The sequence below is a fragment of the Mesorhizobium sp. Cs1299R1N3 genome (genome assembly GCF_037179625.1).
GTDB lineage: Bacteria > Pseudomonadota > Alphaproteobacteria > Rhizobiales > Rhizobiaceae > Mesorhizobium > Mesorhizobium salmacidum.
Genome location: NZ_JAPYKQ010000002.1, coordinates 609,885 through 636,573 on the forward strand (window position 1 = coordinate 609,885; position 26,689 = coordinate 636,573).

The 26,689-nt window shown below is 62.9% G+C and carries 23 protein-coding genes; 14 read left to right on the top strand and 9 right to left on the bottom strand.

Going from position 1 to position 26,689, the window contains the following annotated elements; translation table 11 throughout:
- The first annotated feature begins 25 nt into the window (after positions 1-25).
- Complete coding sequence (gene kynU / locus O7B34_RS08380) at positions 26-1,273, top strand: kynureninase (RefSeq protein ID WP_337145646.1); 1,248 nt, start codon at positions 26-28, stop codon at positions 1,271-1,273.
- Between the two features lie 19 nt (positions 1,274-1,292).
- On the opposite strand, the gene kynA is transcribed toward kynU, so the two are convergent.
- Together kynA and O7B34_RS08390 are read right to left on the bottom strand one after the other, a co-directional pair.
- On the bottom strand, positions 1,293-2,129 hold the full coding sequence (gene kynA / locus O7B34_RS08385) for a tryptophan 2,3-dioxygenase (RefSeq protein WP_337145595.1): 837 nt from the start codon (positions 2,127-2,129) through the stop codon (positions 1,293-1,295).
- Positions 2,126-3,751 carry an AMP-binding protein gene (locus O7B34_RS08390; protein ID WP_027142637.1) on the bottom strand — a complete coding sequence of 542 codons (1,626 nt, stop codon included), beginning with the start codon at positions 3,749-3,751 and terminating at the stop codon, positions 2,126-2,128. Before O7B34_RS08390 ends, kynA begins: the two co-directional genes overlap by 4 nt.
- Positions 3,752-3,917: 166 nt before the next feature.
- On the opposite strand from O7B34_RS08390, the gene O7B34_RS08395 reads away from it, so the two are divergent.
- Positions 3,918-4,748 carry an alpha/beta hydrolase gene (locus O7B34_RS08395; RefSeq protein ID WP_337145596.1) on the top strand — a complete coding sequence of 277 codons (831 nt, stop codon included), beginning with the start codon at positions 3,918-3,920 and terminating at the stop codon, positions 4,746-4,748.
- A 46-nt stretch (positions 4,749-4,794) separates the two neighbouring features.
- On the opposite strand, the gene O7B34_RS08400 is transcribed toward O7B34_RS08395, so the two are convergent.
- From O7B34_RS08400 to O7B34_RS08420, 5 genes are all read right to left on the bottom strand, one after another.
- The gene (locus O7B34_RS08400) at positions 4,795-6,000 is read right to left on the bottom strand and encodes a molybdopterin molybdotransferase MoeA (protein ID WP_337145597.1); all 1,206 of its coding nucleotides are present in this window, start codon (positions 5,998-6,000) and stop codon (positions 4,795-4,797) included.
- Positions 6,000-6,482 (bottom strand): cyclic pyranopterin monophosphate synthase MoaC, encoded by a 483-nt coding sequence (gene moaC, locus O7B34_RS08405; RefSeq protein WP_337145598.1) that lies wholly within the window; start codon positions 6,480-6,482, stop codon positions 6,000-6,002. Before moaC ends, O7B34_RS08400 begins: the two co-directional genes overlap by 1 nt.
- A 66-nt stretch (positions 6,483-6,548) precedes the next feature.
- A complete protein-coding gene (trpC, locus tag O7B34_RS08410; RefSeq protein WP_337145599.1) occupies positions 6,549-7,397 on the bottom strand; it encodes an indole-3-glycerol phosphate synthase TrpC in 849 nt (282 codons plus the stop codon).
- Between the two features lie 3 nt (positions 7,398-7,400).
- The gene (gene trpD, locus O7B34_RS08415; protein WP_027142642.1) at positions 7,401-8,411 is read right to left on the bottom strand and encodes an anthranilate phosphoribosyltransferase; all 1,011 of its coding nucleotides are present in this window, start codon (positions 8,409-8,411) and stop codon (positions 7,401-7,403) included.
- On the bottom strand, positions 8,408-10,300 hold the full coding sequence (locus tag O7B34_RS08420; RefSeq protein ID WP_337145600.1) for a SurA N-terminal domain-containing protein: 1,893 nt from the start codon (positions 10,298-10,300) through the stop codon (positions 8,408-8,410). Before O7B34_RS08420 ends, trpD begins: the two co-directional genes overlap by 4 nt.
- 143 nt (positions 10,301-10,443) lie before the next feature.
- On the opposite strand from O7B34_RS08420, the gene tpiA reads away from it, so the two are divergent.
- The 5 genes from tpiA to O7B34_RS08445 all read left to right on the top strand — a co-directional run bounded on the left by tpiA (position 10,444) and on the right by O7B34_RS08445 (position 15,565).
- Positions 10,444-11,214, top strand: coding sequence for a triose-phosphate isomerase (tpiA, locus tag O7B34_RS08425; RefSeq protein WP_337145601.1), 771 nt, complete (start codon positions 10,444-10,446; stop codon positions 11,212-11,214).
- A gap of 167 nt (positions 11,215-11,381) precedes the next feature.
- Positions 11,382-11,840 carry a preprotein translocase subunit SecG gene (secG, locus tag O7B34_RS08430; protein ID WP_337145602.1) on the top strand — a complete coding sequence of 153 codons (459 nt, stop codon included), beginning with the start codon at positions 11,382-11,384 and terminating at the stop codon, positions 11,838-11,840.
- Between the two features lie 211 nt (positions 11,841-12,051).
- Positions 12,052-13,182, top strand: a complete 1,131-nt coding sequence (locus tag O7B34_RS08435) for a L,D-transpeptidase (RefSeq protein WP_337145603.1) — start codon at positions 12,052-12,054, stop codon at positions 13,180-13,182.
- A 197-nt stretch (positions 13,183-13,379) separates the two neighbouring features.
- Positions 13,380-15,017, top strand: a complete 1,638-nt coding sequence (locus O7B34_RS08440) for a CTP synthase (RefSeq protein ID WP_337145604.1) — start codon at positions 13,380-13,382, stop codon at positions 15,015-15,017.
- 8 nt (positions 15,018-15,025) lie between these two features.
- Positions 15,026-15,565 carry a DUF1697 domain-containing protein gene (locus O7B34_RS08445; protein WP_337145605.1) on the top strand — a complete coding sequence of 180 codons (540 nt, stop codon included), beginning with the start codon at positions 15,026-15,028 and terminating at the stop codon, positions 15,563-15,565.
- A gap of 36 nt (positions 15,566-15,601) precedes the next feature.
- On the opposite strand, the gene O7B34_RS08450 is transcribed toward O7B34_RS08445, so the two are convergent.
- Together O7B34_RS08450 and O7B34_RS08455 are read right to left on the bottom strand one after the other, a co-directional pair.
- Positions 15,602-17,059 (bottom strand): NCS1 family nucleobase:cation symporter-1, encoded by a 1,458-nt coding sequence (locus O7B34_RS08450; RefSeq protein ID WP_337145606.1) that lies wholly within the window; start codon positions 17,057-17,059, stop codon positions 15,602-15,604.
- Between the two features lie 251 nt (positions 17,060-17,310).
- Positions 17,311-18,213, bottom strand: coding sequence for a LysR substrate-binding domain-containing protein (locus O7B34_RS08455; RefSeq protein WP_337145607.1), 903 nt, complete (start codon positions 18,211-18,213; stop codon positions 17,311-17,313).
- Between the two features lie 260 nt (positions 18,214-18,473).
- Here O7B34_RS08455 and O7B34_RS08460 point away from each other — a divergent pair, with 260 nt between their 5' ends.
- The 7 genes from O7B34_RS08460 to O7B34_RS08490 are packed head-to-tail and all read left to right on the top strand — an operon-like array spanning position 18,474 to position 26,590.
- A complete protein-coding gene (locus O7B34_RS08460) occupies positions 18,474-19,988 on the top strand; it encodes a leucyl aminopeptidase (RefSeq protein ID WP_337145608.1) in 1,515 nt (504 codons plus the stop codon).
- A gap of 38 nt (positions 19,989-20,026) precedes the next feature.
- Positions 20,027-20,932, top strand: coding sequence for a proline iminopeptidase-family hydrolase (locus O7B34_RS08465; protein ID WP_337145609.1), 906 nt, complete (start codon positions 20,027-20,029; stop codon positions 20,930-20,932).
- Positions 20,933-20,950: 18 nt separating this feature from the next.
- On the top strand, positions 20,951-22,612 hold the full coding sequence (locus tag O7B34_RS08470; RefSeq protein ID WP_337145610.1) for an ABC transporter substrate-binding protein: 1,662 nt from the start codon (positions 20,951-20,953) through the stop codon (positions 22,610-22,612).
- A gap of 39 nt (positions 22,613-22,651) precedes the next feature.
- Positions 22,652-23,668 (top strand): ABC transporter permease, encoded by a 1,017-nt coding sequence (locus O7B34_RS08475; RefSeq protein ID WP_337145611.1) that lies wholly within the window; start codon positions 22,652-22,654, stop codon positions 23,666-23,668.
- On the top strand, positions 23,668-24,639 hold the full coding sequence (locus tag O7B34_RS08480; protein ID WP_337145612.1) for an ABC transporter permease: 972 nt from the start codon (positions 23,668-23,670) through the stop codon (positions 24,637-24,639). The genes O7B34_RS08475 and O7B34_RS08480 overlap by 1 nt, the downstream gene beginning before the upstream one ends.
- Complete coding sequence (locus tag O7B34_RS08485; RefSeq protein ID WP_337145613.1) at positions 24,636-25,595, top strand: ABC transporter ATP-binding protein; 960 nt, start codon at positions 24,636-24,638, stop codon at positions 25,593-25,595. The genes O7B34_RS08480 and O7B34_RS08485 overlap by 4 nt, the downstream gene beginning before the upstream one ends.
- Positions 25,596-25,603: 8 nt before the next feature.
- Positions 25,604-26,590 (top strand): ABC transporter ATP-binding protein, encoded by a 987-nt coding sequence (locus tag O7B34_RS08490; RefSeq protein ID WP_337145647.1) that lies wholly within the window; start codon positions 25,604-25,606, stop codon positions 26,588-26,590.
- Positions 26,591-26,689: the final 99 nt, after the last annotated feature.

Below are 26,689 nucleotides of genomic sequence, written 5' to 3' on the forward strand. Positions count from 1 at the left end.
GAATAATCAGGGAATGTCACAAATGATGCGTGCAACGCTCGATCTCGCAGCCGTCGAAGCCATGGACGCGGCGGACCCGCTGCGCGCCATGCGCGACCGCTTCATCTTGCCGGAAGGCGTCATCTACCTCGACGGCAATTCGCTCGGGGCCGCGGCGCCCGCCGTCTTTGACGAATTGCAGAAGGCAGCGACGCAGGAGTGGGCGCAGGACCTGATCCGCGCATGGAACACAGCCGGATGGTTCGACATGCCGGTCGCGCTTGGCGACCAGCTGGGACGCCTGATCGGTGCGGCGGCCGGCCAGACGGTGGTCTGCGATACGACCTCGATCAACATCTACAAGGTGCTGCATGCCGCACTCGGCATGCGGCCGGACCGCTCGGTCATCGTCGCCGAGGGCGACAGCTTTCCGACCGATCTCTACATGGCCGAAGGCGTGGCCTCGACGCGGCCCGGCACCGTGCTGAGGCTCGAGGGCGTCGACGCGCCGACCCTTGAGGAACTGATCGACGAGCGTGTCGCCGTCATCCTGGTCAACCATGTCAACTACAAATCCGGCCAGCTGCGCGACATGGCGGCACTGACATGCAAGGCCCATCAGGTCGGTGCGCTGATCGTCTGGGACCTCTGCCATACGGCCGGCGCCTTGCCGGTCGAGCTCGACAGCGCCAATGCCGATTTTGCCATCGGATGCACGTACAAATACCTTAATGGCGGCCCGGGGGCGCCAGCCTTCATCTACGCCGCCGAGCGTCATCACGACAAAGTCCGGCAGCCGCTCAGCGGTTGGTGGGGCCATGCGCGGCCCTTTGCCTTCGAACAGGGTTACGCGGCCGGCAGCGGCATCCGCCGGTTCCTGTGCGGCACGCAACCTGTCTTGTCGATGCGGGCGCTGAAGGGGGCACTGGACCTTTGGGACGATGTCGACATGGCGGTGGTGCGTAAGAAGAGCATCGCGCTCACCGATCTGTTCATCCAACTCGTCGAGACCAGATGCGGCGCCTACGGCCTGGAGCTGGAAAGCCCGCGCGATGGCAATGCGCGTGGAAGTCAGGTTTCATTCCTCCACCCCAATGGCTACCAGGTGATGCGGGCACTGATCGAGCGCGGCGTGATCGGCGATTTCCGTGCGCCGTCGACGATCCGCTTCGGCTTCACGCCCCTTTATGTCGGTTACACCGATGTATGGCAGGCGGTCGAGGTACTGGAAGATATCCTGCGCACCGGCGCCTGGAAGGATGCCCGCTTCGCGGTCAAGACGGCGGTGACCTGAACAGTCGTCAAACAAGGGTTCAGAGCCGGGTACGGACGTTCCAGAGTTCGGGAAACAGGACGACCTCGAGCATCTTCTTGAGATAGGAGGCGCCCGATGTGCCGCCGGTGCCACGCTTCAGGCCGATGATGCGTTCCACCGTGGTGACGTGGTTGAAGCGCCAGCGGCGGAAGTAGTCCTCGAAGTCGACCAGCTTCTCGGCCAATTCGTAGAACATCCAGTAGCGCTGCGGATCGCGGTACACCGTCTGCCAGGCGACCAGGACTTCTTCGTTTTCCGTCCGCGTCTCGCGCCATTCCGTGCGCTTTGCGTCCGCCCCAATGTCGAAGCCGTTGCGCGCCAGAAGCAGCAGCGCTTCATCGTAGAGCGACGGCTCGGCCAGAATCGCCTCCAGCTTGGCGTTGAGGTCCGGCCGGTGCTTGTGCGGCCCGAGCATGGCGAGGTTACGGTTGCCGGCCATGAACTCGATGGCGCGATACTGCCAGGATTGGAAACCCGAGGACTGGCCGAGCGAGTCGCGGAACTCGGTGTATTCGCTGGGCGTCATCGTGCGCAGCACGTCCCAGGCATTGTTCAACTGCTCGAAAATGCGGGCGACGCGCGACAGCATCTTGAAGCTCGGCTCGAGCCGGTCGGCACGGATCGAACGGATCGCTGCACCGATCTCATGCAAGGCGAGCTTCATCCATAATTCCGATGTCTGGTGCTGGATGATGAACAGCATTTCGTCATGCGCCGATGACAGCGGCGCCTGCGCGTCGAGGACTTTCTCCAGGTGCAGATAGTCGCTGTAGGACATGCGTTCCTTGAACGACATCTCAGCACCTTCGGACGCCGGATCGTAGGGCTCGCTCAATTGATTTTCTCCGTGCGCAGCCGGAAGCGCTGGATCTTGCCGGTCTGGGTCTTGGGCAGAGCGGCGATGAATTTGACCGATCGCGGGTATTTATAGGGCGCGATGGTTGCCTTGACGTGGTCCTGCAGGCGCTTGACGGTCATCGCGTCTGGCGAGACACCTTGCACCAGAACGACATGCGCCTCGACGATCTGGCCGCGCTCGCCATCGTCGGCGCCGATGACCGCGCATTCGGCGACATCGGGATGCGACAGCAGCGCCGCCTCGACCTCGGGTCCGGCGATATTGTAGCCGGCGCTGACGATCATGTCGTCGGAACGCGCGGCGAAGTGGAAGAAGCCGTCCTCATCCTGCGTGAAGGTGTCGCCGGTGAGGTTCCAGCCGTCGCGCACATAGTCCTTCTGCCTGTCATCGGCCATGTAGCGGCAGCCGGTTGGCCCGCGCACCGCCAGCCGTCCGGTCTCGCCACGCGGCACCTCGTGCATGTCGCCGTCGACGATGCGGGCCTCATAGCCGCCGACCGGCTTGCCGGTCGAAGCCGGCTTCCTGTCGTCAAAGCGGTTGGAGATGAAGATGTGCAGCATTTCGGTGGCGCCGATGCCGTCGAGGATCGGCTTGCCGGTCTTTCGCGTCCACTCTTCGAAGACCGGTGCCGGCAATGTCTCGCCGGCGGAAACGGCAACACGCAGCGATGACAGGTCGGCGCCTTCGTCCATGGCCTTCAGCATGGCGCGGTAGGCGGTCGGCGCGGTGAAGGAAATGGTCGCTTTGTAGGTCTCGATGATGTGGACCATGTTGGGCGGCGTCGCCTGCTCCAACAAGGTCGCCGCCGCGCCGAAGCGCAGGGGGAAGATGGCCAACCCGCCAAGGCCGAAGGTGAAGGCGAGCGGCGGCGAGCCGACGAAGATGTCGTCCGGCGTCACCTGCAGGACTTCACGCGCGTAGGCATCGGCGATGATCAGGAGATCGCGGTGGAAATGCATCGTCGCCTTCGGCACGCCTGTCGTGCCCGAGGTGAAGCCGAGCAGGGCGACGTCATCGCGGCCGGTGCTGACGGCGGTGAAGGTGACCGGCTTGTCGAGGGCGGCGCGGTCGAGCTCGGCGTCATGGTTGGCGGTGCCGTCGAAGCCGATCACCTGCTTCAGGAACGCACTGTCCTTGGCGCAGGCGGTCATCTCGTCCATCAGCCTGGTGTCGCAGAGCGCGGTCGTTATTTCCGCCTTGTCGACGATCTTGGTGAGTTCACCGGCGCGCAGCATCGGCATGGTGTTTACGACGACAGCGCCGACTTTGGTGGCGGCCAGCCAGCAGGCGACCATTGCCGGGTTATTGGCGGAGCGTATCAGCACCCGGTTGCCCGGCTTGACGCCATAATTCTCGACCAGCGCATGGGCGAGCCGGTTCGTCCAGTCGGACAGTTCCTTGTAGGTGCGGCGGCGGCCGTTGCCGATCAGCGCGGTGTGGTCGCCGAGACCCTTCTCGACCAGCCTGTCGGTCAGTTCAACACCGGCGTTGAGGTGTTCTGGATAGTCGAAGCCGTCGAGCAGGAAGTCGGGCCATTGGTCGGGCGGCGGCAAATGATCGCGCGTGAACGTGTCGGTATGTGCTGAAGGCCCAAGCATCTTGCGGCTGCCCCTGTCTGCCTCACGTCCATGGTGGAACAGAGCGAAGGATCGCACCAGTCGAAATTTGTTTCAAGCCTAAAATGTTTTTCGCTCGAGCATTGACGCATGACATGGCGGCGGCCATTGCTAGTGTTGAAACGATGCCATTTCGGGGAGGGTGCCGATGCTCGACCATCGCATTGCCGACTGGGACAATGCCTACGCCAACGGCGCCAATATCGCCGGCAGCGACCGTTGGCCGGCCGCCTGGGCGGAACCCGCGCAAGCATTCCGAGACGCGATGTCGGCTCAGGGCCGGGCACGGCTCGACATCGCCTATGGCGACGGGCCGCGCAATCGGTTCGATCTTTTCCTTCCCGATGTCGCGCCCAGGGGACTCGTGGTGTTCATCCATGGCGGCTATTGGATGGAGACCGACAAGAGCTTGTGGTCGCACCTCGCCGGTGGCGGGGTCGGCACCGGCTTTGCCGTGGCGATGCCGTCCTATACGCAATGCCCCGATATACGCATCGCCGGCATCGTCAGCGAAATCGGGGCGGCGATCGGCAAGGCGGCGGCCATGGTCGGGGGACCACTGACGCTGACCGGACATTCGGCCGGCGGCCATCTCGCCAGCCGCATGGTGACGACATCGACGCCTTTGGCGGCCGATGTCTCGCGGCGCATACGCCATGTCGTTTCGATTTCAGGCTTGCATGATTTGCGTCCGCTGATGCGCACGGACATGAACACGGTGCTGAAAATCGACGAGCATGAGGCGCTGACGGAAAGCCCGGCACTGCTGCGGCCCTTGGATGGTGTCCGCATCACCTGCTGGGCTGGCGGCGGGGAGCGTTCCGAGTTCCTGCGCCAGAATGCATTGCTGGCCAATATCTGGACCGGGCTTGGCGCCATCACCAGTGCCGTGGTCGAGCCCGATCGGCATCATTACGACGTCGTCGATGGCCTTGCCGATCCGGCCCATGCGTTGACGCGGACCTTGATCTCGGAATAGCCGAGATCATTTTTGTCTTGTTATCAGCTTATTACAGGAAAATGCTTCAGCGCAACATCAGAACGCTGCAAACGTCTCCGGCAGCGGATGCAGGGGCAAAAGGCGCGCGCACGACCAGCCCGTTGGCGTCGGCGAGCATCCTCAGCATCGAGGAATCCTGGATGCCGAACGGCGTTGCCACCAGTTCGTCGTGGTCTTCCCTGACCACCGCCCGCACATAATCCTGGCGCAGGTCATTGGCGGGCATTGCGGTGCCCAGCCGCGCCTGACGGATGTCCTGACGGTAGGCGCGACCGCCCAGCCTTGCCAGAAGCGGCTTCAGGAACAATTGCGAGCAGACCAGGCTTGCCACCGGGTTGCCGGGCAGGCCGATGCATCTGATATCGCCGAGGCGTCCGAACATCAGCGGCTTGCCGGGACGCATGGCGATCTTCCAGAAGCCGAGCGTCATGCCTTCGCCGGTCAACACGTCATGGATCAGGTCGTGGTCGCCGACCGAGGCGCCGCCGAGCGTGACGATGACATCGGCGCCCGCCGCGACCGCTTTCCTGACCATGCCGGCGATGGCGTCCTTGCGGTCGGCGGCGATCCCGAGATCGAGCGCTCGGGCACCGACCGACTGTGCTGCCGCGGCGACGCCATAGGCGTTCGACGAAATAATCTGGTCAGGCCCGAGTTCGCTTCCGGGCGGCAACAGCTCGTCACCGGTGGCGATGATGGCGACCAGCGGCCGTTTTACCACGCTCACTCGGGGATGATTGGCCGATGCCACCAGCGACAGTGCCGCCGGGTCGAGCACGCGCCCCTTTTCCAGCAGCACGTCGCCCTTGGAAAAATCGAGGCCGATGCGGCGGATGTTACGCCACTCTGCGGTGGGCTCGATCACCTCGATATTGCCACCGCCGATATCCCGGACATTTTCCTGGATGACGATGGTGTCGGCGCCGTCAGGCAGCGGTGCGCCGGTGAAGATGCGCACGGCCTGTGCCTGGCCGACCGTACCGTCAAAGCCACGCCCGGCCGGCGCCATGCCGATCACCGCGAGTTTCGACGGCACCGACGCCACGTCGGCGGCACGCACTGCATAACCGTCCATGGCCGAAGCGTTGAAAGGTGGCTGGGTGCGAAGCGCCACGACGGGTTCCGCCAGCACGCGATCGACAGCCTCGATGAGAGGAACGCTTTCGCCCTCCAGCGGCACGGCGCCATCAAGCAGGCGTTCGAGCGCCTCGGCGACCGGAACCAGCGCCATCAGGCACCTGCCTTGTAGTCGCCAGACTTGCCGCCGGCTTTTTCGACCAGCCGGATACCTGAGATGACCATGGCGCGGTCCACCGCCTTTGCCATGTCGTAGATGGTCAGGCAGGCCACGGACGCGGCGGTCAGCGCCTCCATTTCGACCCCGGTCTTGCCGGTGACGCGCGCCAGGGCAGTGACCTTCAGGCCTGGCAGCGCATGATCAGGCTCAATGTCGACGGAAACCTTGGTCAGCAGCAGGGGATGGCAGAGCGGGATCAATTCATGCGTCTTCTTCGCCGCCATGATGCCGGCGATGCGCGCGGTGCCGAGCACATCGCCTTTCTTGGCATTGCCGGTAAGGATGGTCTTCAACGTCTCTGGATGCATCGAGACGAAACCCTCGGCAATCGCGGTGCGCGTCGTCTCGTCCTTGTCGCCGACATCGACCATGTTGGCCTCGCCCTGCGCGCCGAGGTGCGTGAGGTTGGCAGCCATCGTCAAATCGCCATAGAGCGACGTGCGTCCATTCGGACGCACAAAGTGCGTTCTATCACTTTGACTTCATGCATCGTGCTCTCCGAAAATCGATTCCGATTTTTGGGCCGACCCATCGGACGCCTTGCCCGTGAGCAGCGAGCGTGTTGCAGCGGTCACATCCCGTTGGCGCATCAAGCTCTCGCCCACCAGGAAGGCGCCGATGTCCATCCTTTGCAGTCTAAGACAATCGTCATGCGAGAAGATGCCGCTTTCGCTGACCAGAAAATGACCACCCGGCACCATCGCCCGCAGCCGCTCCGACGTATCGAGGCTGGTCTCGAATGTCCGCAGGTTGCGGTTGTTGATGCCGATCAATTGCGATGACAGTTTCAGCGCGCGCTCCGTCTCGGCTTCGTCGTGCACCTCGATCAGGGCATCCATGCCGAGCTCGAATGCCGTCGATTCGAGTTCGCTTGCCATGGCGTCATCGATGCTGGCCATGATGATCAAAATGGCGTCCGCCCCCCAGGCCCGCGCCTCATAGACCTGATAGGGGTCGAATAGGAAATCCTTGCGCAGGGCGGGCAGCGTCACGGCGGCTCGCGCCTTGGTCAGAAACTCCGGTGCGCCCTGAAAGGAGGGCGCATCGGTCAGCACGGAAAGACAGGCCGCGCCGCCTTTTTCATAAGCCTTGGCCAGACTCGGCGGATCGAAATCGGCACGGATCAACCCTTTGGACGGACTTGCCTTCTTGATCTCGGCGATCAGTGCAAAGCTGCCCGATCTGCGCTTCGCTTCGAGCGCGGCGAGGAACCCGCGCGGTGCGTCGGCGTCTTTTGCGCGCGCCTTGATCTCGGCCAGCGGCAGGCGTGCCTTGGCGGCGGCTATCTCGTCGCGCTTGTAGGCTTCGATCTTGCGCAAAATGTCAGACACGGTTCACCCGTTCGAAATTTCGACCAGCCGGTCGAGCACCTGCAGCGCCCGGCCGCTGTCGATCGCCTGCGCGGCGATGGCGATGCCGTCGCCGAGTGTCGTCGCCTTGCCCGCAATCACCAGTCCGGCGCCGGCATTCATCAACACCGTGTCGCGGTAGGCGCCGGCGGCGCCGCCCAGCATGTCGCGCAAGGCCTTGGCATTATAGGCGGCATCACCGCCGCGCAGCTCACCCTTGGTATGGCGCTTTAGTCCAACCTCTTCCGGGGTCAGCGTAAAGCTGCGGATTTCGCCGCCAACCAGTTCGGCGACCTGCGTCTCGCCTGTTGTGGTGATCTCGTCATAGCCATCGCCATGGGCGACCCAGGCATGCTCGGTGCCGAGCGCCTTCAGCGTTTCGGCCACCGGCATGATCCATTCCGGCATGAACACGCCGACCATCTGCCGCTTGACGCTGGCCGGGTTGGAAAGCGGGCCGAGCAGGTTGAAGATGGTGCGCGTGCCAAGCTCGCCCCGAACCGGACCGACATGCTTCATCGCCGGATGGTGCGCCGGCGCGAACATGAAGCCGACGCCTGCTTCATGGATGCATTTGCCGATAATCTCCGGCGCGATGTCGATCTTGACGCCGAGGGCAATCAGCACGTCGGCCGCGCCGGTCAGCGAGGACAGGCCACGATTGCCGTGCTTGGCGACAGGCACGCCGCTGCCGGCAATGACAAAGGCAGAGGCCGTCGAGATGTTGACCGAGTGCGAATTGTCGCCGCCGGTGCCGACGATGTCGATGGCGCCGTCAGGGGCATCGACGCGAAGCATCTTGGCGCGCATCGTGGCGACAGCGCCCGAAATCTCGTTCACCGTCTCGCCGCGCACGCGTAGCGCCATCAGGAAGCCGCCGATCTGCCCTGGGGTCGCATCGCCCGACATGATGATGTCGAAGGCCTCGCAGGCCTCCTCGAAGGACAGGGCAGTGCCGGTCGCGACCTTGGCGATATGGGTTTTCAGCGCGCTCATCTCGTCGAGGCTTGGGTAACGGCGGCCTGGTCGATGCGGACGTCGTACTGCGTCTGCAACTGCGCCACCAATTGGTCGAGCAGGTCGTCGGACATGCCGGAGGTGAATGATTTCTGCGCGTCGTCCGGCACCGAGCTGGCGTCGGCGCCGGCAGGTTCGAACACTTCGGCGACCTTGAACAGGATCTGGCCGTCGCCGGTGGGCGAGGGGATCAAGCCGGTGCCGCCTTCGCCGACGCCGAACATCACTGCGGCGCCCTCCTTGCCGAAATCGGCATCATCGGCTTCGCGCTTCAAGCCGCGCTTGGTCTGCTTTTCCAGCTTGAGGTCACCGGCGATGACGTCGAGCGTGGCGCCGGCCTTGAGGCGCTTCTCGAGTTCGCCCGCCTTGGCGGCGAGCCGCTTGGTGGTCTCGGCCGCCGTCCAGTCGACGACAACTTTCTGGCGCACCTCGTCAAGAGTGCGGTCGCGGGCCGGTGTGATCGAACCGACCTCATAGAAGACGAAGCCGTTGTCCGCGGTGGTCAGCGCCTCGTTTTCGGTGTTGGGTTCCGCATCAAAGACGGCCTTGATCAGCGACGGTGATTCCGGCAGGTCCTTGACGATGGAGCCATCGGGCCTCAGGCCATTGCGATCGATGGCGTCGACGGTGATGTCCTTAAGCTTCAATTTGGCGGCCGCGTCGGCCAGAGAACTGCCCGATGCACGGGTGTCCTCATAATTGTCGTGTACATCCAAAAGGATGCGGCTTGCCTCGCCCAGCGCCAGGTCCTTGCGGATCTGGTCGGACACTTCGGCGAGCGGCTTTACCACCTCGGGCTTGATCTCGGTCACGCGCAACAGCACTGGGCCGAAGGTGCCCTGAACGACCTGGCTGACTTCATTGACGTTGAGCGCGAAGGCGGCATCGGCAACCGCCTTGTCGGCGATCTTGTCCTTGGCGAGCGTGCCAAGCAGCGTGTCGGCCGGCGTCTTGCCTTCGGCGATCACCAGTTTGTCGAAGGTGGCGCCGGCCTTGAGCGAATCGAGCGCTGCCTTGGCCGCATCCGGCGTCTTGAACACAAGCTGCTCGATGGTGCGCATTTCGGGTGTGGTGTAGCGTGCCTTGTTCTTGTTGTAGTCGTCACTGACCTGCTGGTCGGTGACCGCTGTCGTGTCCATGATGTCCACCGGTTCCAGGCGGACATACGAGAATTTGCGGTATTCAGGTGCGGCGTAGGTTTTCTTGTTGGCCTCGAAATAGGCCTGGAGCACGCTGTCGATCGGCGCTTCGATCGGCTCGACCAGCGTCTTTGGCAATGTCAAATAGTCGACGGTGCGGTCTTCACCGCGGTAGAGCGCGACCGCCCTGAAGAACGTGTCCGGCGCCTTGAGGCCGTCCGAGACCGCTTCGACGATCTGCTGGCGCACCGCCACCTGGGCGCGGTTCTTCAGGTAATCCTCGGGCCGCATGCCGACCTCGTGCAGCATGTAGTCGAATGTCCTTCGGTCGAACTGACCACCAGGGCCCTTGAAAGCCGGATCTTCGCGGGTGAGTTCGGCCAGCCGGTCCTTGGAGAGGCCGAGGCCCAGCTTGCGTGCCTGTTCGTCGAGAACGGCACCGGAAACGAGTTGCGCCAGCACCTGGTTGTCGATGCCGAGCGCCTTTGCCTGTTCATGAGTGAGGCGCTGACCGAACTGCTGCGACATGACGGCGAGCTGGCGGTCATAAGCAAGGCGGTATTCGTTGATCGATACCTTGGTGCCGCCGGCCGTTATCACCGAATCGTGGCCCGCAAGGCCGCCCATCAGCCGTCCGGAGATGCCCCACGCGGCGAAACTGACCACCAGCAGCGAAAGCAATGTCTTCGCGACCCAGGTACCCGCCGCGCTTCTCAATATACCAAGCATGGTTACTTCCGATTTATGCGCATTTTCGCATGCGCCGAGTTTGAAACAAGCGCAATAGCGCCCTTCCGGTCCACTGTCGATTGCTTTGTGGCCCGATTTTGGTAGTGAGGGCCAGAGCCTGATATCGCCCGGAGAAGCACACCATGACGCCAGGAATTCGCCCGCTTGTCGCCGGCAACTGGAAAATGAACGGCACCAGCGCCTCGCTGAACGAGCTCAGGATGATCGGTAACGGTTTCATGAGCGGGCTCGACGCCGAGACCGAAGCACTGGTCTGTGTTCCCGCGACGCTGCTTTCCCATGCCGCGGAGATCCTGTCACGCACGCCGGTCCATGCCGGCGGTGAGGACTGCCATAGCAAGGAGAGCGGCGCCTATACCGGCTGCATTTCCGCGGAGATGCTGAAGGACGCGGGCGCGAGCCATGTCATTGTCGGTCACTCCGAATGCCGCGAACAAAGCGGCGAGGACGACGCGACGGTCCAGGCCAAGGCCACCGCGGCCTGGCGTGCCGGGCTGGTGGCCATCGTTTGCATCGGCGAGACGCGGCAGGAGCGTGAGGCTGGAGCCACGCTGGAGGTGCTGTCGCGCCAGGTGGCCGGCTCGGTGCCGCCAAGTGCCACGCCATCCAACACCGTCATTGCCTATGAGCCGGTATGGGCGATCGGCACCGGCTTGACGCCAACCGCGGCCGATGTGGCCGAAGCGCATGCGCATATCCGTGAAAAGCTGTCGGAAAAGCTGGGGAACGCCGCTGCCAGGATGCGTATTCTCTATGGCGGCTCGGTCAAGCCGTCCAACGCGGTGGAGCTGCTGGGCGTCCGGAATGTCGATGGCGCGCTGGTCGGTGGCGCCAGCCTGAAAGCGGCTGATTTCCTGGGTATCGCCGAAGCCTATCGCAGCATTGCAGGCTGAGATTCACGAGGGTGGGCGGGTCTCGTCCCGTCCAAATTCGTTGCAAAGGGCGCGTTGCTTCCCATATTCCGGCCACGGGCTTGGAAATGCCGTGAAAGCATTGTATTGAGCCGCCTCCAATTCACCGGTCGTGTCCGCGGCCGGGCAGGGCCTTGCCAGGATAAACTATGCAAACCGTACTGATCGTCATCCATCTCATGGTCGTGCTCGCCCTTGTCGGCGTGGTGCTGCTGCAGCGCTCCGAAGGCGGCGGCCTCGGCATTGGTGGCGGATCGGGCTTCATGACGGCACGCGGCGCCGCCAACGCTTTGACCCGGGCGACGGCGATCCTGGCGGCTGCGTTCTTTGTGACGTCGCTGACCTTGTCGATCATCGCCCGCTACGGCGAGAAACCGATCGACATTCTCGATCGGGTTCCCACGACCTCGGACGGCAAGGGCGTGCTCAACCAACTGCCGGGCAAGACCACGCCGGCACCCGCCGGCAACGCTACGCCGACGCCACCGTCCGGAAACGACGCCGCGGCAAAGCCTCCGGCCCCGGCACCCGCCGCCGGCTCGACGCCGCCGGCGACCAATGGCACCACCAACACCGCACCGGCGGCGCCTCAGGTTCCGAACCAGTAACTTCCACGTTTCCAAACCGCGATCTGTGATCGTTTGAACACAGTCGCGGCAAATGCTGCGCGATCACGAAGATTCGACGGGCAGCAGTGCGGTCTCGCGCTTGAGGCGTCCGCGCTTATTCGACTATAGATTGCACGCGGCATTTTCGGCGTCCTTGGGGGACGCCGGGCGACGCCGTGGGCAACAAGCATTGAACGATCGGATCTTCGCCATGCAGCTTCGCAGCTTCATTTTCCTGGGACTTTGCGCCGCAATCGGCATGAGTTCCCCGGCCTTCGCCGGCATGCCGGCAAATATGGCCGCACAACAGTCGGTGTCGCTTGAAAAAACCGACGCCATCCCCGTCGCGGCCAAGAGCGATGCGGCGCAGTTGAAGCTTCTCAAGAAGAAGAAAACCCCGACACCGGACGACCTCGCCCAGATCAAGAAGATCGAGGCCAAGATCGCCGCTGGCAAGGAAGACGCCAAAGCCAAGGCGCTCGAAGCCAGGAAGCTGGCGATGCGCGAGGCAGCCAAAGCCAGGGCTGACGCGGACCGGAAGGCATTCCTGGCCAGCAAGGGTCAGAAAGCATCGGCAACCGAAGTGGCCGATGCCAAGCCGGCCAAGAAGACCATCAAGATTATCGAGCCGATTGAACCGGTCACGCCTATCCAGTCGGCCGAGCCTGTCCCGGCCGAGGTGATGAATGTCGCTTTGACCGGTAACAATGGCGAATTGCGCAGCGAGGTGGTCGGCGGCCAGAAGCAGTCAAGCGGCGGCCTGTTCGCCGGTCTGTTCGGTGGAACCTCATCCGGCTCATCGATCAGCTATCTGCCCGAGACACGGGCGCTCGACTCGGCACTTGCCCAGAAGAATGCCAAGAAGCCGTTCAAGGTGAAGCCGGAATTCGTGCCTCAGGACGTGGAATTCACGGGCTACGATGCCGGCACGATCGTCATCGACACCAGTGCTCGCCGGCTCTATCTCATCGAATCATCGACCACCGCACGCCGCTACGCCATCGCGGTCGGCCGCGAAGGCCTGCAGTTCAAGGGCACGGTCGCGGTCGGCGACAAGCAGGAATGGCCGCGCTGGATCCCGACGCTCGACATGCAGAAGCGCGAGCCCAAGCACTACGGCCAGTACAAGGACGGCATGGCCGGCGGCGGCCAGAACCCGCTCGGCGCGCGCGCCATCTATCTCTATGACGGCAAGAAGGACACGCATCTGCGTATCCACGGCACCATCGCGCCGCAGTCGATCGGCACCAGTGCCTCCAATGGCTGCTTCCGCATGATGAACGAGCACGTCATGGATCTCTACAGCCGCGTCCGGGTCGGCACCAAAGTCGTCATCATCTGACGTTTCCGTCATCATGCCGAAAGGGCCGGCTCAGCCGGCCCTTTTGTTTTGCTTAAGGTCCCGCTCAAACCTGTTTGGTCGTGATCTTGTCCAAAAACCGGATTCCACTTTTCGGGATCATGGTCCGAGCGCCTTTTTGGGAAAAAGCCTTCGCGGCGGTTTTTTCTCTGGCGGAATCAATCCGGCCGCGTTAAGCGATGACTCCCATGGCGCGATATGTATTCATCACAGGCGGCGTGGTTTCCTCACTTGGAAAAGGCATTGCCGCAGCGGCCCTTGGGGCTCTCCTGCAGGCGCGAGGCTATCGCGCACGCATCAAAAAACTCGACCCCTACCTCAATGTCGATCCCGGCACGATGTCGCCGTACCAGCATGGCGAAGTGTTCGTCACCGATGACGGGGCCGAAACCGACCTCGACCTTGGCCATTACGAGCGCTTCACCGGCCGTTCCGCCAACCAGCAGGACAACATCACGACCGGGCGTATCTACAAGAATATCATCGAGCGCGAGCGGCGTGGCGACTATCTCGGCGCGACCGTGCAGGTCATCCCGCACGTTACCGACGAGATCAAGAACTTCGTCCTCGACGACAATGACGACTATGATTTCGTTCTGTGCGAAATCGGCGGCACGGTCGGCGACATCGAGGCGATGCCGTTCCTCGAGGCGATCCGCCAGCTCGGCAACGATCTGCCGCGCAACAACGCCGTTTATGTCCACCTGACCTTGATGCCCTATATCCCGACGGCGGGTGAGCTGAAGACCAAGCCGACGCAGCATTCGGTCAAGGAATTGCGCGGCATCGGCATTGCGCCGGATATTCTTCTGGTGCGCGCCGACCGCGCCATTCCCAAGGAAGAGCGCCGCAAACTGTCGCTGTTCTGCAATGTCAGGGAAAGCGCCGTCATCCAGGCGCTCGACGTGCCGCATATCTACGACGTGCCTATGGCCTACCACAAGGAAGGTCTCGATTCGGAAGTGCTGGCCGCCTTCGGCATCGACCCGGCGCCCAAGCCGCGCATGGAACCATGGCAGGCTGTCTCCAACCGCATCCATAATCCGGAAGGCGAGGTCACCATCGCCATCGTCGGCAAGTATACCGGCCTCAAGGATGCCTACAAATCGCTGATCGAGGCGCTCTCGCATGGCGGGCTGGCCAACCATGTCAAGGTCAAGCTCGACTGGATCGAATCGGAAATCTTCGAAAAGGAAGACCCGACGCCTTGGCTGGAGAAGGTGCACGGCATCCTCGTGCCCGGCGGCTTCGGCGAGCGTGGCTCGGAGGGCAAGATCCTGGCGGCGAAGTTCGCACGCGAGCGCAAGGTGCCGTATTTCGGCATCTGCTTCGGCATGCAGATGGCCTGCATCGAGGCGGCACGCTCGCTGGCCGGTGTCGAACATGCCTCATCGACCGAGTTCGGCCCGACCAAGGAACCAGTCGTCGGTTTGATGACCGAATGGCTGAAGGGCAACATGCTGGAAAAGCGCAGGGCGAGCGGCGATCTCGGCGGCACCATGCGGCTCGGCGCCTATCAGGCCGAGCTCGCCAAAGGCTCGAAGATCGCCGATATCTACGGCGACACCCAAATTTCCGAACGTCACCGGCACCGCTACGAGGTCAATATCGACTACAAGAAGCGCCTGGAGGATTGCGGGCTGGTCTTTGCCGGCATGTCGCCCGACGGTGTGCTGCCGGAGACGGTCGAGTATCCCGACCATCCGTGGTTCATCGGCGTGCAATATCACCCCGAGCTGAAGAGCCGGCCGCTCGATCCGCATCCGCTGTTCGCCAGCTTCATCGAGGCGGCGGTGGAGCAGAGCCGGCTGGTCTGATCGCTACCATGCGGACTTATGTGGCGCTTCTCTACAGCATCACCCTGGGAGAGGGGCGGCGGGTCGTCATGTCCGATCTCAAGGCAATGGCGGAAGGCCTCGGCCTGAAGAATGTCCGCACCCTGGTGGCGACCGGCAACCTGGTTTTCGAGAGCGAAAAGATCTCGATCGCCGGACTTGAGAAGCGGCTGGAATCCGCCTTCGAACAGACCTTTGGCCGCCATGTCGACATCATCGTCCGTGCCGCCGGAGACTGGCGCAAACTCGCAAGCGGCAATCCATTCCCGACCGAGTCGGTGGAAGCCGGCGACCAGGTCGCGGTGCGCGTGATGCGCAAACCCGTGGCCGAGGATGCCATATCGGGGCTTCAGGCCTATGCCGCCGCGGACGAGAAGGTGCTTCTGGTCGGCGGCGACATCTGGGTCGTCTTTTCACGGGAGAGGCCTAGCTCGCGGCTGCTCGCGGCCGCAAATCACAAGCGCATGGGCATCGGAACCTCGCGCAACTGGAACACGGTGCGCAAGTTGGCCGAGATGATAAGAGCATAAATCTGGGGCGGCGTTGCGCCGCCCCAGAGAACTTCGTCAGGCTTTTGCTATCTTGGCGCCTGCACCCAGGGCGGCGGTGCGCAGCACGTAGTAGATGATGCCGGCGATCGCCACGCCGAAGAACCAGCCATAGACGCCCCACCAGGACGGCAGCCAGTTCGTGAAGTTCGGTAGGATCGAGGAGAAGACGGCGCCGATGCCGGCGGCGATGAAGGCATTGACATGCCAGCCGCCCTGGAAGCGGAACTCGCCGTCCTCGCGATACAGCGCCTCGACGTCGACCTCGCCCCTCCGGATCAGATAGTAATCGACCATCATCACGCCGAAGATCGGTCCCATCGTCGCGCCGATGACGTTGACGAAAGAGGCGGCACTGCCTTCCCACGGTGCGAACGGATAGAGCACAAGCGCGATGACAGCGGCGATGTAGCCGCCCTTCTTGAAGTCGATCTGCCGCGGGAAGACGTTGGAGAAGTCGAAGGCCGGCGACACGAAGTTGGCCACGACGTTGATGCCAAGCGTCGCCACCGCGAAGGTCAGGGCGGCAAGGGCGGCCAGGAACCAGCTGTCGAACTTGGCCGAGATCTGGTCGGGGTGCAGCAGCACCTCATGGTAAACGTCGTAGGCGGCAATGGTGGTGACGCCGGCGACCAGCGAGAACAGGATCAGGTTGATCGGCAGACCCCAGATATTGCCCTTGCGCAGCGCCGCCTGATCGGGCGCATAGCGGGCGAAATCGCAGAAATTGAGATAGAGCGCCGAAAAATACGTCACCCAGATCGCGGCGACCGCGAACAGCGACGTCCACGAGCCCGGCGTTCCAGGCACGCCGGCATCCTTGGTCTTTTCCAGAAGCACGTCCATCGGGATGTCGCTGGTGAAGGCGAAGGTTCCGGATTTGACACAGAGATAGATGGCCAGGAGCAGCATCATCACCCAGACGGCTGGTCCCGCCCAATCCTGGAACCGGCGCACCGTTTCCATGCCTTTCTGGATGATGAGCAGTTGCAGGGCCCATATGACCACGAAGCAGATCACCTCCAGGCCGGAATGGCCGAGGAAATGGGTGTTGGCGTTGAAATCGGCGAACCATTGCGAGCGGATGAGCAATGCGACGATGGCGCCGGAGGCGGCGGCAGTCTGCGCGCCATACCAGAAGCAGGCGACGATGGCGCGCACCAGTGCCGGAATGTTGGCGCCCCAGATGCCGAAGGAGGCGCGGGCGAGCACGGGGTAGGGCACACCGGTTTTCACACCGGCATAGCCGACCATGTTCATCAGCGCGTAGATGATCAGCGAGCCGATGCCGATGGCGATGATGAAATTGACGAAGCCGCCACAGAACAGAAACAGGCTGGCGGCGAGGTAGTAGCCCCACAGGCTATGGACGTCCGACGTCCAGACGTTGAAGATCGAGAACGGTCCCCAGTTTCGAACCTTGGCAGGAGCGAGGTCTTCATTATACAGGTCAGGCGATGCGCCTTGTATCGTCATTGCAATGTCCCCTTCTTGCAGCACGCGCCCTCACGCGTTGACCGCGGAGGTTACGCCTGACGCAGGGGAACCGGCAAGCAATCGATTTGCCGGCTTTGACCTTAAAGATATTCAATGCGAACCGCGATTATCGACGGGGCGATGATGGTGAGCCGCTTTTGAAAAGGCCTGCCTGTTGATTCGAGTTCTCGATCCACGGCCTCAATCTGGACGAACCCGCGTTCACAACATCTGTCGGCAAGCGGGGCTGCCTAGGCGATGGCCATCACCCGCTTATGGTCCTCGACTTCGGAAAGCAGCCAGTCCTGAAAGAGGCCAGTACCCGGCTTGTTGCCGATGCTGCGGCGCTGATGCAGATAGATGCCCGCCGGATAGGTATGGCGGGCGCTGAACGGGGCGACCAGCTTGCCCTGCTGCAGCAGATCCTGGGCCATCATCGTGTCGGCAAGCGCTATTCCAGCGCCATTGATCGCCTCGCGCATGATCAGCGTGCAATCATCCAGTGTCGTGCTGGATTTCGGCGTCGTGTCCAAAACGCCTTCCTGTTCCAGCCAGCGCTTCCATCGCATGGTCTCGCATTCGTGGATCAGATGGTGGTTGACCAGATCGGCGGGCGATCGTAGCGGCATCGGGCCTTCGAGCAGCGAGGGCGCACAGACCGGCGTCAGAACCAGCGGGATCAGCAGCGTCAGAGCCGGGCCGGCCTTGTAGACGAACTCGTCGACGATGGCCAAATCGAAATTGGCCCGCTTGCCTGACGTCGAAATCTCCAGATCCACGGCCGGATGCTGCCGGCGAAATTTCGGCAACCGGTCCGCCAGCCAAAGGTTCAGAACAACCGGCACGCACAGGACCCGGACACGCTGGGTCCTGCCGTGGCTCGGGCCGTTGGCGAGATTGACATCGTCGGTGGCGCGCCAGATGGCCTCGAACGCTTCGGAGAGGCTGCGTGCATAGTAAGAGCCCCTGGTAGTGGGCGTTATCTGGCGAAAGCCGCGCTCGAACAAATCCTGACCGAGATTCCTTTCAAGCGCGCGGATATGACGGCTGACGGCGGATGGCGTCAGGTGCAGTTCTTCCGCTGCATCCTTGACGCTGCCGAGACGTGCGGCGGCTTCGAAAGCGCGCATGCCATTGAGTGAGGGTAGGGCCATTGAACGATCATGAAATGTCAGTTGAGTTTTTGTCAATCGACATGGACAAAATTGGCGTTTGATCGCTTGGCCCGTTCAGGGATACCCAAGAGGCAAGAGCAACTAAGTCGTCTTACGAAAACGACTATTTGGGGACTTCGGCACCATTCCACCAACGGCGGCGACCGGTCTGACCGGCTTCCGCCGGTGGCAGGCGAAGCGTTACGCAAATTGCGAGCAGCGCCTCTGCCAAAGCCCCGCAATGAGGAGAACACCCGCTTATGCCTCAATCGCCAGTGCCGGTCTTTGAAACGGCGGACGAGATTTCCGCGGAAACCTCCGTCGTCGTGATCCTGCAGACTGCCCAGACAGGCTTTGGCCCGCGGGCAATGGCACTGGACACCGAAATGGGCGGGATCCTCTCCCGGGCCTGTTCCGATGCGACCGCCTTGGCTGAATCCGGCGCCTGTATCGATGTCATCGCCCCCCAGGCGATATCGACCCGGCGCGTGGTTGTCCTGGCCCTGGGCAAGGCCGAGGCCGTCACCGCACTCTCCTTGGCGCGCGCCGGCGGCCTGCTTGCCGCGCATCTGGAAGGCAAAGGGGAATGCGCGGCTACCCTGGTCCTTGACCCCATCGCAGGCATAGGCCTGCCGGGAGCGGAGGTCCTGGCAAGAATCGCGCTTGGAATGCGGCTGCGGCGCTATCGCTTCGACCTGCGCAACCGGCGCCAAGGGGCGGGGGCCGATCGGACCCTGCGGGTGCAATTGGTCGGGGCCGGCGGCCCGGAGCTGAATTCGGCGCTGGCACGGATCAATGCCATCGCGGATGGCGTCGAATATGCGCGCACACTGGTCAACCTGCCGCCAAACCATCTTCATCCCGACAATTTCCACGATCATCTGGAGCCGTTGCGCGAAGCTGGCATCGACGTCGAGATACTCGATACGGCGAGGCTGAAGGAACTCGGCATGAATGCGATCCTGGCCGTGGGGTCAGGCTCCGTGCGGCCGCCGCGCGTCGCGGTCCTGCGCTATCGCGGCAAGGGTGCTCCCGCACAGCCGCTGGCCTTTGTCGGCAAGGGCGTATGTTTTGATTCCGGCGGCCTTTGCATAAAACGCGGCGAGCAGATGTTCGATATGAAGGCCGATATGGGCGGCGCGGCCGCGGTGGTCGGCCTGCTGATCGCGCTGGCCCGGCAAGGCAGCCCGGTGCACGTGGTCGGGGTGCTCGGCATTGCCGAGAACATGCCGTCGGGCACCGCGCTCAAGCCGCGCGACATCATCACGACAGCGTCCGGCCAAACCGTGGAAGTGTTCGACACGGATGCGGAAGGGCGCCTGATCCTGGCCGACTGCCTCTATTATGCCGCCTCGCGCTTCAACCCGTCGGTGATCGTCGACCTTGCCACTCTGACCTATTCGGTGATGCGAGGTCTCGGATCGGTATTCGCCGGCCTCTTCAGCACCGACGAAGCCATCGCCTCGCGGATGATCGCGGCCGGAGAAATGGTCGGCGAGCGGTTCTGGCAGCTGCCGCTCGACCGGGCTTACGACGAGGGGCTGCAATCGCCGTTCGCGGATCTGCGACATCACGCCAAGGACATGGAAGACGGTGATGCTCCCTACGCCGCGGCGTTCCTGCGTCATTTCACCGAGGATCGGCCCTGGGTGCATCTCGACATTGCCGGCAAGGAACTGGCCGAGGCGGATCGGCCCCTCGGCAGGCAAGGCGCCACGGCATTCGGCGTGCAGATGCTGGAAGAATGGGTTCGGTCCGGCCGGCTGACGAACTAGGAGCAAACAAGATGTCTTCAGCCACACAGGGAATCGGGATGTCATCGGAAATCGTCACCAGGGAAGGCCGGGCCGGCTTCGGCGGCTACGAAACCTGGTATCGGGTCAGCGGCGAACTCGACGCCGACAAGGCTCCGGTCGTTATTCTGCATGGCGGACCAGGTGCCGCCCATAATTACGTCGATGCCTACAAGCTTCTTGCCCGAGGAGGCCGTGCCGTCATCCACTACGACCAACTGGGCTGCGGCAATTCCACCCTGCTGCCTGACAAGGGCACCGATTTCTGGACGCCCAGGCTGTTTATCGACGAACTTGAAAATCTCGTCGATCATCTCGGGATCCGAGGCGGCTTCCACGTGCTCGGACAGAGCTGGGGCGGCATGTTGGGCGCTGAATATGGGGTGACACTGCCGAAGGGCTTGAAGTCGCTGACAATCGCCAACTCGCCGGCGTCCATGACGCTATGGGTACAGGAGGCCAACCGACTGCGCGCCGACCTGCCCGAGGACGTGCAGGAGACGCTCACTCGGCACGAGCAGGCCGCCACGACGGACGATCCGGCCTATCAAGAAGCGACGATGCGGTTCTACGAACGTCATGTCTGCCGCGTCGTTCCGTTCCCGCCGGAAGTGACGGAGACCTTCGCTCAGATCGTGCGCAATCCGACCGTTTATCATGTGATGAACGGTCCGAACGAATTCCACGTCATCGGAACGCTGAAGAGCTGGAGCATCATCGATCGGCTGCCGGCGATCGATGTTCCCACGCTGATCATCTCCGGCCGTTACGACGAGGCCACGCCAGCGACCGTGCAGCCCTTCAAGGACGGCATCAAGGGATCGCGCTGGCAGATATTCGAACATTCCAGCCATATGCCGCATGTCGAAGAGCAGGATCTATGCATGCAGGTGGTGGGAGACTTCCTGGACAACAACGACAACTGAGAAAAGGGGAACTAAGACATGAAGAAATTGCTCTTGGGGGCCTCGGCCGCGGCATTGCTGGCCGGCTCGTGGCTGGCTCCGGCACAGGCCGAAAACCTCAGGGAACATCGAGGCGGCACCATTCGCCTGCTGGCCCGCTCGGCGGCCGGAACGCTCGATCCGCATATCAACTACACCGACCAGGGCTGGCAAATGTACCAGCCGATCTATGACGGGCTGGTCGCCTTCCGCAAGGCCGAGGGCATGGACGGCTTCACCATCGTCCCCGACCTGGCCGAGGCGCTGCCGCAGGTCAGCAATGATGGCAAGACCTTCACCTTCAAACTGCGCAAGGGCATCAAGTTCTCCGATGGCAAGGATCTCGGCGTGAAGGACGTCGTTGCTTCCTTCCAGCGCATCTTCAAGGTCTCCGGACCGACCTCGGGCACCTTTTATGCCGGCATCGTTGGCGCCGACAAATGCCTTGCCGACACCAAGAGCTGCACGCTGGAAGGCGGCGTTGTCGGCGACGAAGCGGCCGGCACCATCACGTTGAACCTCACCAAGCCGGACGCAGAGATCCTCTACAAGCTTGCCTTGCCGCATGCCGTGGTCCTGCCGGCGGACACGGCCGCGGAAGACATGGGTTCCAAGCCCATCCCCAGCACCGGCGCCTACATGATCTCCGCCTTCGATCCCAACAAGGGGATGACGGTGACCCGCAACCCCAACTTCAAACAATGGAGCGAGGACGCCCAGCCGGACGGCTATCCTGATGTCGTCCAATATGATTTCGGCCTCTCCGAGGAAGCTGCCGTCACCGCGATCCAGAACGGGGAAGCCGACTGGATGTTCGACGCGCTGCCCAGCGATCGTCTCGGCGAACTCGGCACCAAGGCCATGGACCAGTTGCACATTTCGCCGCTTTCGGCGTGGTGGTATGCGCCGCTCAACAACCGGCTGGCGCCGTTCGACAATGAAAAGGCCCGTCAGGCCGTTGCCTACGCGATCGACCGCAATACGCTGGTCAAGCTGTTTGGCGGCAAGGTGCTGGCCTCGCCGGTCTGCCAGGTCCTGCCTCCGGATTTCCCGGGCCACGAGGACTATTGCCCCTTCACCAAGAACCCCGGCGCCAAATGGTCGGCGCCTGACCTCGACAAGGCAAAGCAGCTCGTCGAGGAATCGGGCACCAAGGGCCAGAAGGTGACCATCATCGTCGAGGACACGGCCATTTCACGGTCCATCGGCGTCTATCTGCAGAGCGTACTGACCACCATCGGCTATGTCGCCGACGTCAAGCCGATCTCGTCCAACATCCAGTTCACCTACATTCAGAACACCAACAACAAAGTGCAGATGTCCGTCACCCAATGGTACAAGGACTATCCCGCGGCTTCGGACTTCCTGAACATCCTGTTCAGCTGCGCCTCCTTTCGCGAAGGTTCGGACGCTTCGATCAACATCGCCGGCTTCTGCGACAAGGATATCGACGCCAAGATGCAGAAGGCATTGGACCTCGGCGTGACCGACCAGAAAGCCGCCGACAAATTGTGGGCCGAGATCGACAGGCAAGTCACGGACAAGGCGCCGGCTGTCGGCCTCTTCACGCCGAAGCGGCTTGACTTCGTCAGCAAGCGCGTCGGCAATTTCAAGTTCAACCGGCAGTTCAACTGGATGATCACCCAATCTTGGGTACAGTAATGGCCTGGGTGCAGTAACGAACCGCGGAGGGGCACGTCCGTGTCGAACGAAGCTGTCGCCACGCCGCGCAAGACGCGAGGGCCCTGGGCCGTCGCGTTTGCGAGGCTGGCAACGGACAGGGCCGCCATGGCATCCCTGGCCGTGTTCCTCCTCATCGTCTTCGCCTGCCTTAGTGCGCCTTTCTACGCGAAATGGGCTGGCGTGGACCCATTTGCCTCGACGCTCGACGCCGTCATCCAGATCGACGGCGTCGACGTTCCGGTGATGGAACAATCGACAGAGGGGCTCGGGCTTGGCTACACGCCGCTCGGGCCGACCTGGCGGCTCGGCAATTATTTCCTTGGCGCCGACAGCCAGGGGCGCGATGTCATGGCCCGGATGCTCTATGGCGGGCTGATCTCGCTGCTGATCTCCGGGGCAGCCACCATCTTCACCCTGATTCTGGGCACGGCGGCGGGATTGGTCGCGGGCTATTTCGGCGGCGTCACCGACACGGTGCTGTCGCGCTTGCTGGATGTCCTGTGGGCGTTTCCAATCTATCTCTTGGCGATTTCGCTTTCGATCGTCACCATCGCGCAAGGCATTTCGATCGGGCCGATCGAGATCGAGTCCGGCAGTCTGTGGCTGCCGGTCATCATCATCGGCATCGTCTACATACCCTATGTGGCGCGTCCGATACGCGGGCAGGTTCTGTCGCTGCGCCATAGCGAGTTCGTGCTCGCCGCGATCAATCTGGGGGTGCCGGGGCCGCGGATCCTGTGGCGCGACATCCTGCCTAACATCACCACAACGCTGATCGTCTTCGTGCCGCTGATGATGGCGCTGAACATGCTGACGGAATCGGCACTCTCCTTCCTGTCGATCGGCGTGCAGCCGCCCGCCGCGAGCTGGGGCACCATCATCCAGGACGGCCAGGCGCTGCTTTACACCAGGCCATTGGTGGCGCTGGTGCCGGGCCTGGCGATCGCGGTTTCCGTGATGGCGCTTAATGTCTTCGGCGACGGCCTGCGCGATGCGCTTGACCCGCGCTCCAAGGTTCGACTGGGGCGCGACTGATGATTTACGCGATCCTGCGCCGTTTCGGTCAGATGCTGTTCGTGATGTTCGGCATCTCGGTCATCGTCTTTTTGATCTTCTTTGCCACGCCGGGGGCCGACCCGGCGGCGCGCATCGCCGGCCGCAACGCATCGCCCGAGGTGCTGGAGGCGGTACGCCACAGCTTCGGCTTCGACCGGCCGCTCTACGCACAATATGTGAAGATGATGGAGAAGATCTTCGTCACGGGCGATCTGACCTCCTTCGTCAATCGTGGTTGGAAGGTGGTGCCGGCGGTCATGGATTCGATCCCCGTCACACTCTCGCTGGTGTTCGGGGCGGCGATCCTGTGGGTCGTTGTCTCGATCGTGATCGGCATCGTGGCCGCCGCTACCCGCGACAGCTGGCTGGACAAGCTGCTGATGGCGTTGGGGCTGCTCGGCATTTCCATGCCGGTCTACTGGCTGGGCGAGGTGATGAACCTGATCACCCAGAGCCGCTATCACGACAGCTGGGCATTCTCCTGGGTGCCGCCGCTCGGCTACAAGAATTTTTCCGACGATCCGAAAGGCTGGTTCCTGACGCTGGTCATACCGTGGATCACGCTGGCCATTCTCTACATCGGCATCTACGGGCGGGTCTTGCGCGCGGCCATCATCGAATCCCTGCAGGAAGACTATATCCGCACGGCCCGGGCCAAGGGCCTGTCGGAGACGCGCATCCTGCTGCGCCACGCCTTGCGCACGTCGCTCATCGCCTTCGTCACCCTGTTCGGCCTCGATTTCGGCGCGCTGGTGGGCGGCTCGGCCCTGCTGACCGAAGTCGTATTCGGCCTGCACGGCATCGGCAAGCTAACCTATGACGCGCTGCAGAACCTCGATCTGCCGATGATCATGGCGACGGTGATGTATGCGTCCATGTTCGTGGTGGTCGCCAACGCGGTTGTCGATTTCGTCTACATCCTTCTCGATCCGCGGCTGAGGACATCATGATACTGTCGGTGCGTGATCTCCGGGTATCCTTCCGGACCGATGACGGCTCGGTGAGGGCCATCGATGGCGTTTCCTTCGATCTCGCGGAAAGCGAAATTCTCGGTGTCGTCGGCGAGTCCGGCTCCGGCAAGACCGTGTCGCTGCTGGCGGTGATGGGGCTCATCACCGACCCCAACGCCGTCATCGAAGGCTCGATCCGCTACAAGGGCCGCGAGTTGGTCGGACTGCCGCCGCGCGAACTCAGGCGCCTGCGGGGCAACGAGATCGCAATGATCTTCCAGGATCCGATGACGGCGCTGACGCCGGTCTACACCATCGGCTGGCAGATCGCCGAACAGATCCGCGCCCATCGCGACATCAGCAAATCCAAGGCCATGGAGCGGGTGGAAGAACTTCTGGCCGAGGTGAACTTCCCCAACCCGCACGAGGCGATGTCGCGCTACCCGCACCAGCTCTCCGGCGGCATGCGCCAACGGGCGGTGATCGCGATGGCGTTGTCCTGCAACCCGGCGCTGCTGGTGGCGGACGAGCCTACCACGGCGCTCGACGTCACCGTACAGGCCGGAATTCTCGATCTCGTGCGCAAGCTGCGCGCCACGCACAAATCGGCGGTCGTCTTCATCACGCATGACATGGGCGTGGTCTCCGAACTCGCCGATCGGGTCATGGTCATGTATGCGGGTCGCATCGTGGAACGCGGCAGTCGCACGGAGCTGTTTTCCAACCCGCGACACCCCTACACGCGTGCATTGCTTGGTTCGATCCCGCCGCTGACCGGTGCGAAACCCCGCCGCCTGCCGGCCATTCCCGGGGCGCCGCCATCGCTGCTGCGATTGCCGCAAGGCTGTGCCTTCGGTCCGCGGTGCCAGGTCCGCTACGAGCCCTGTCTAACCGGCAAGCCCGAGCTTGGTGCCGCCACGCACGCGGCGGCCTGCTTTCGGGTGGCGCAGACATGAGCGGACCGATGATCGACGACGACCGTCCAATCCTCGAAACGCGCTCGCTCGGCAAGCGTTTCTCGATGGGCACCCGTTTTTCCGCCGAAGGCAGGCGAACCGTCCACGCGGTCGACAATGTCTCCCTGACGGTGCGGCGCGGCGAAACCGTCGGGTTGGTCGGCGAGTCCGGATGTGGCAAGTCCACGCTGGCGCGCTGTCTGGTCAGGCTCTACGACATTTCAGACGGTGAGCTTCTGTTCGAAGGCGACGACATCACGTCGAAGTCGCTGTCTGAACTGAGGCCGCTGCGGCGGCGCCTGCAAATGGTGTTCCAGGACCCGTCGGCCTCGCTCAATCCGCGCCGGCGTGTCGGCGACCTCGTGGCGGAACCGCTGCGCATCCATGGCAAGCTTTCATCGCGCGAGATCACCAACCGCGTCGCGGAGCTCTTCGAGCTCGTCGGACTGTTACCGGACCATGTCATGCGCTTCCCCCATGAATTCTCGGGCGGGCAGCGCCAGCGTGTCGGCATAGCGCGCGCCATAGCCCTCAATCCCGATCTCGTCGTTCTCGACGAACCGGTCTCAGCGCTCGACGTGTCCGTACAGGCGCAGATCGTCAACCTGCTTGCCGACCTTCAGGAGAAGCTGGACCTCACCTATGTCTTCATCGCCCACGACCTGTCCGTGGTGCGTCAGGTCTCGACCCGCATCGCGGTCATGTATCTCGGCTCGATCGTCGAGGAAGGACCGGCGGAAGAGGTGTTTTCAGCCCCGGCCCATCCTTACAGCAAGGCGCTGATCTCGGCCGTTCCCGTCGTGGAGACGACACCCAGCGGGACGCGCAAGCGCGTTATCCTTACGGGCGATGTGCCGAGCCCGCTCAATCCGCCATCCGGGTGCCGGTTCCACCCCCGATGCCCGATAGCGGTTGAGCGCTGCCGTTCGGAGCGGCCGGAACTGAAGGAGTACCGACCCGGCCGCAAAGCGGCCTGCCACTTCCCGACGATATAGCCGATATCGCTCATCCATCCGACCGCCAGATTTTTCAAAATTCTGTGTTCCGCGTGGAACCAACCACCGGACGGCGCGTTTCATGGGGTTCGATCGAGC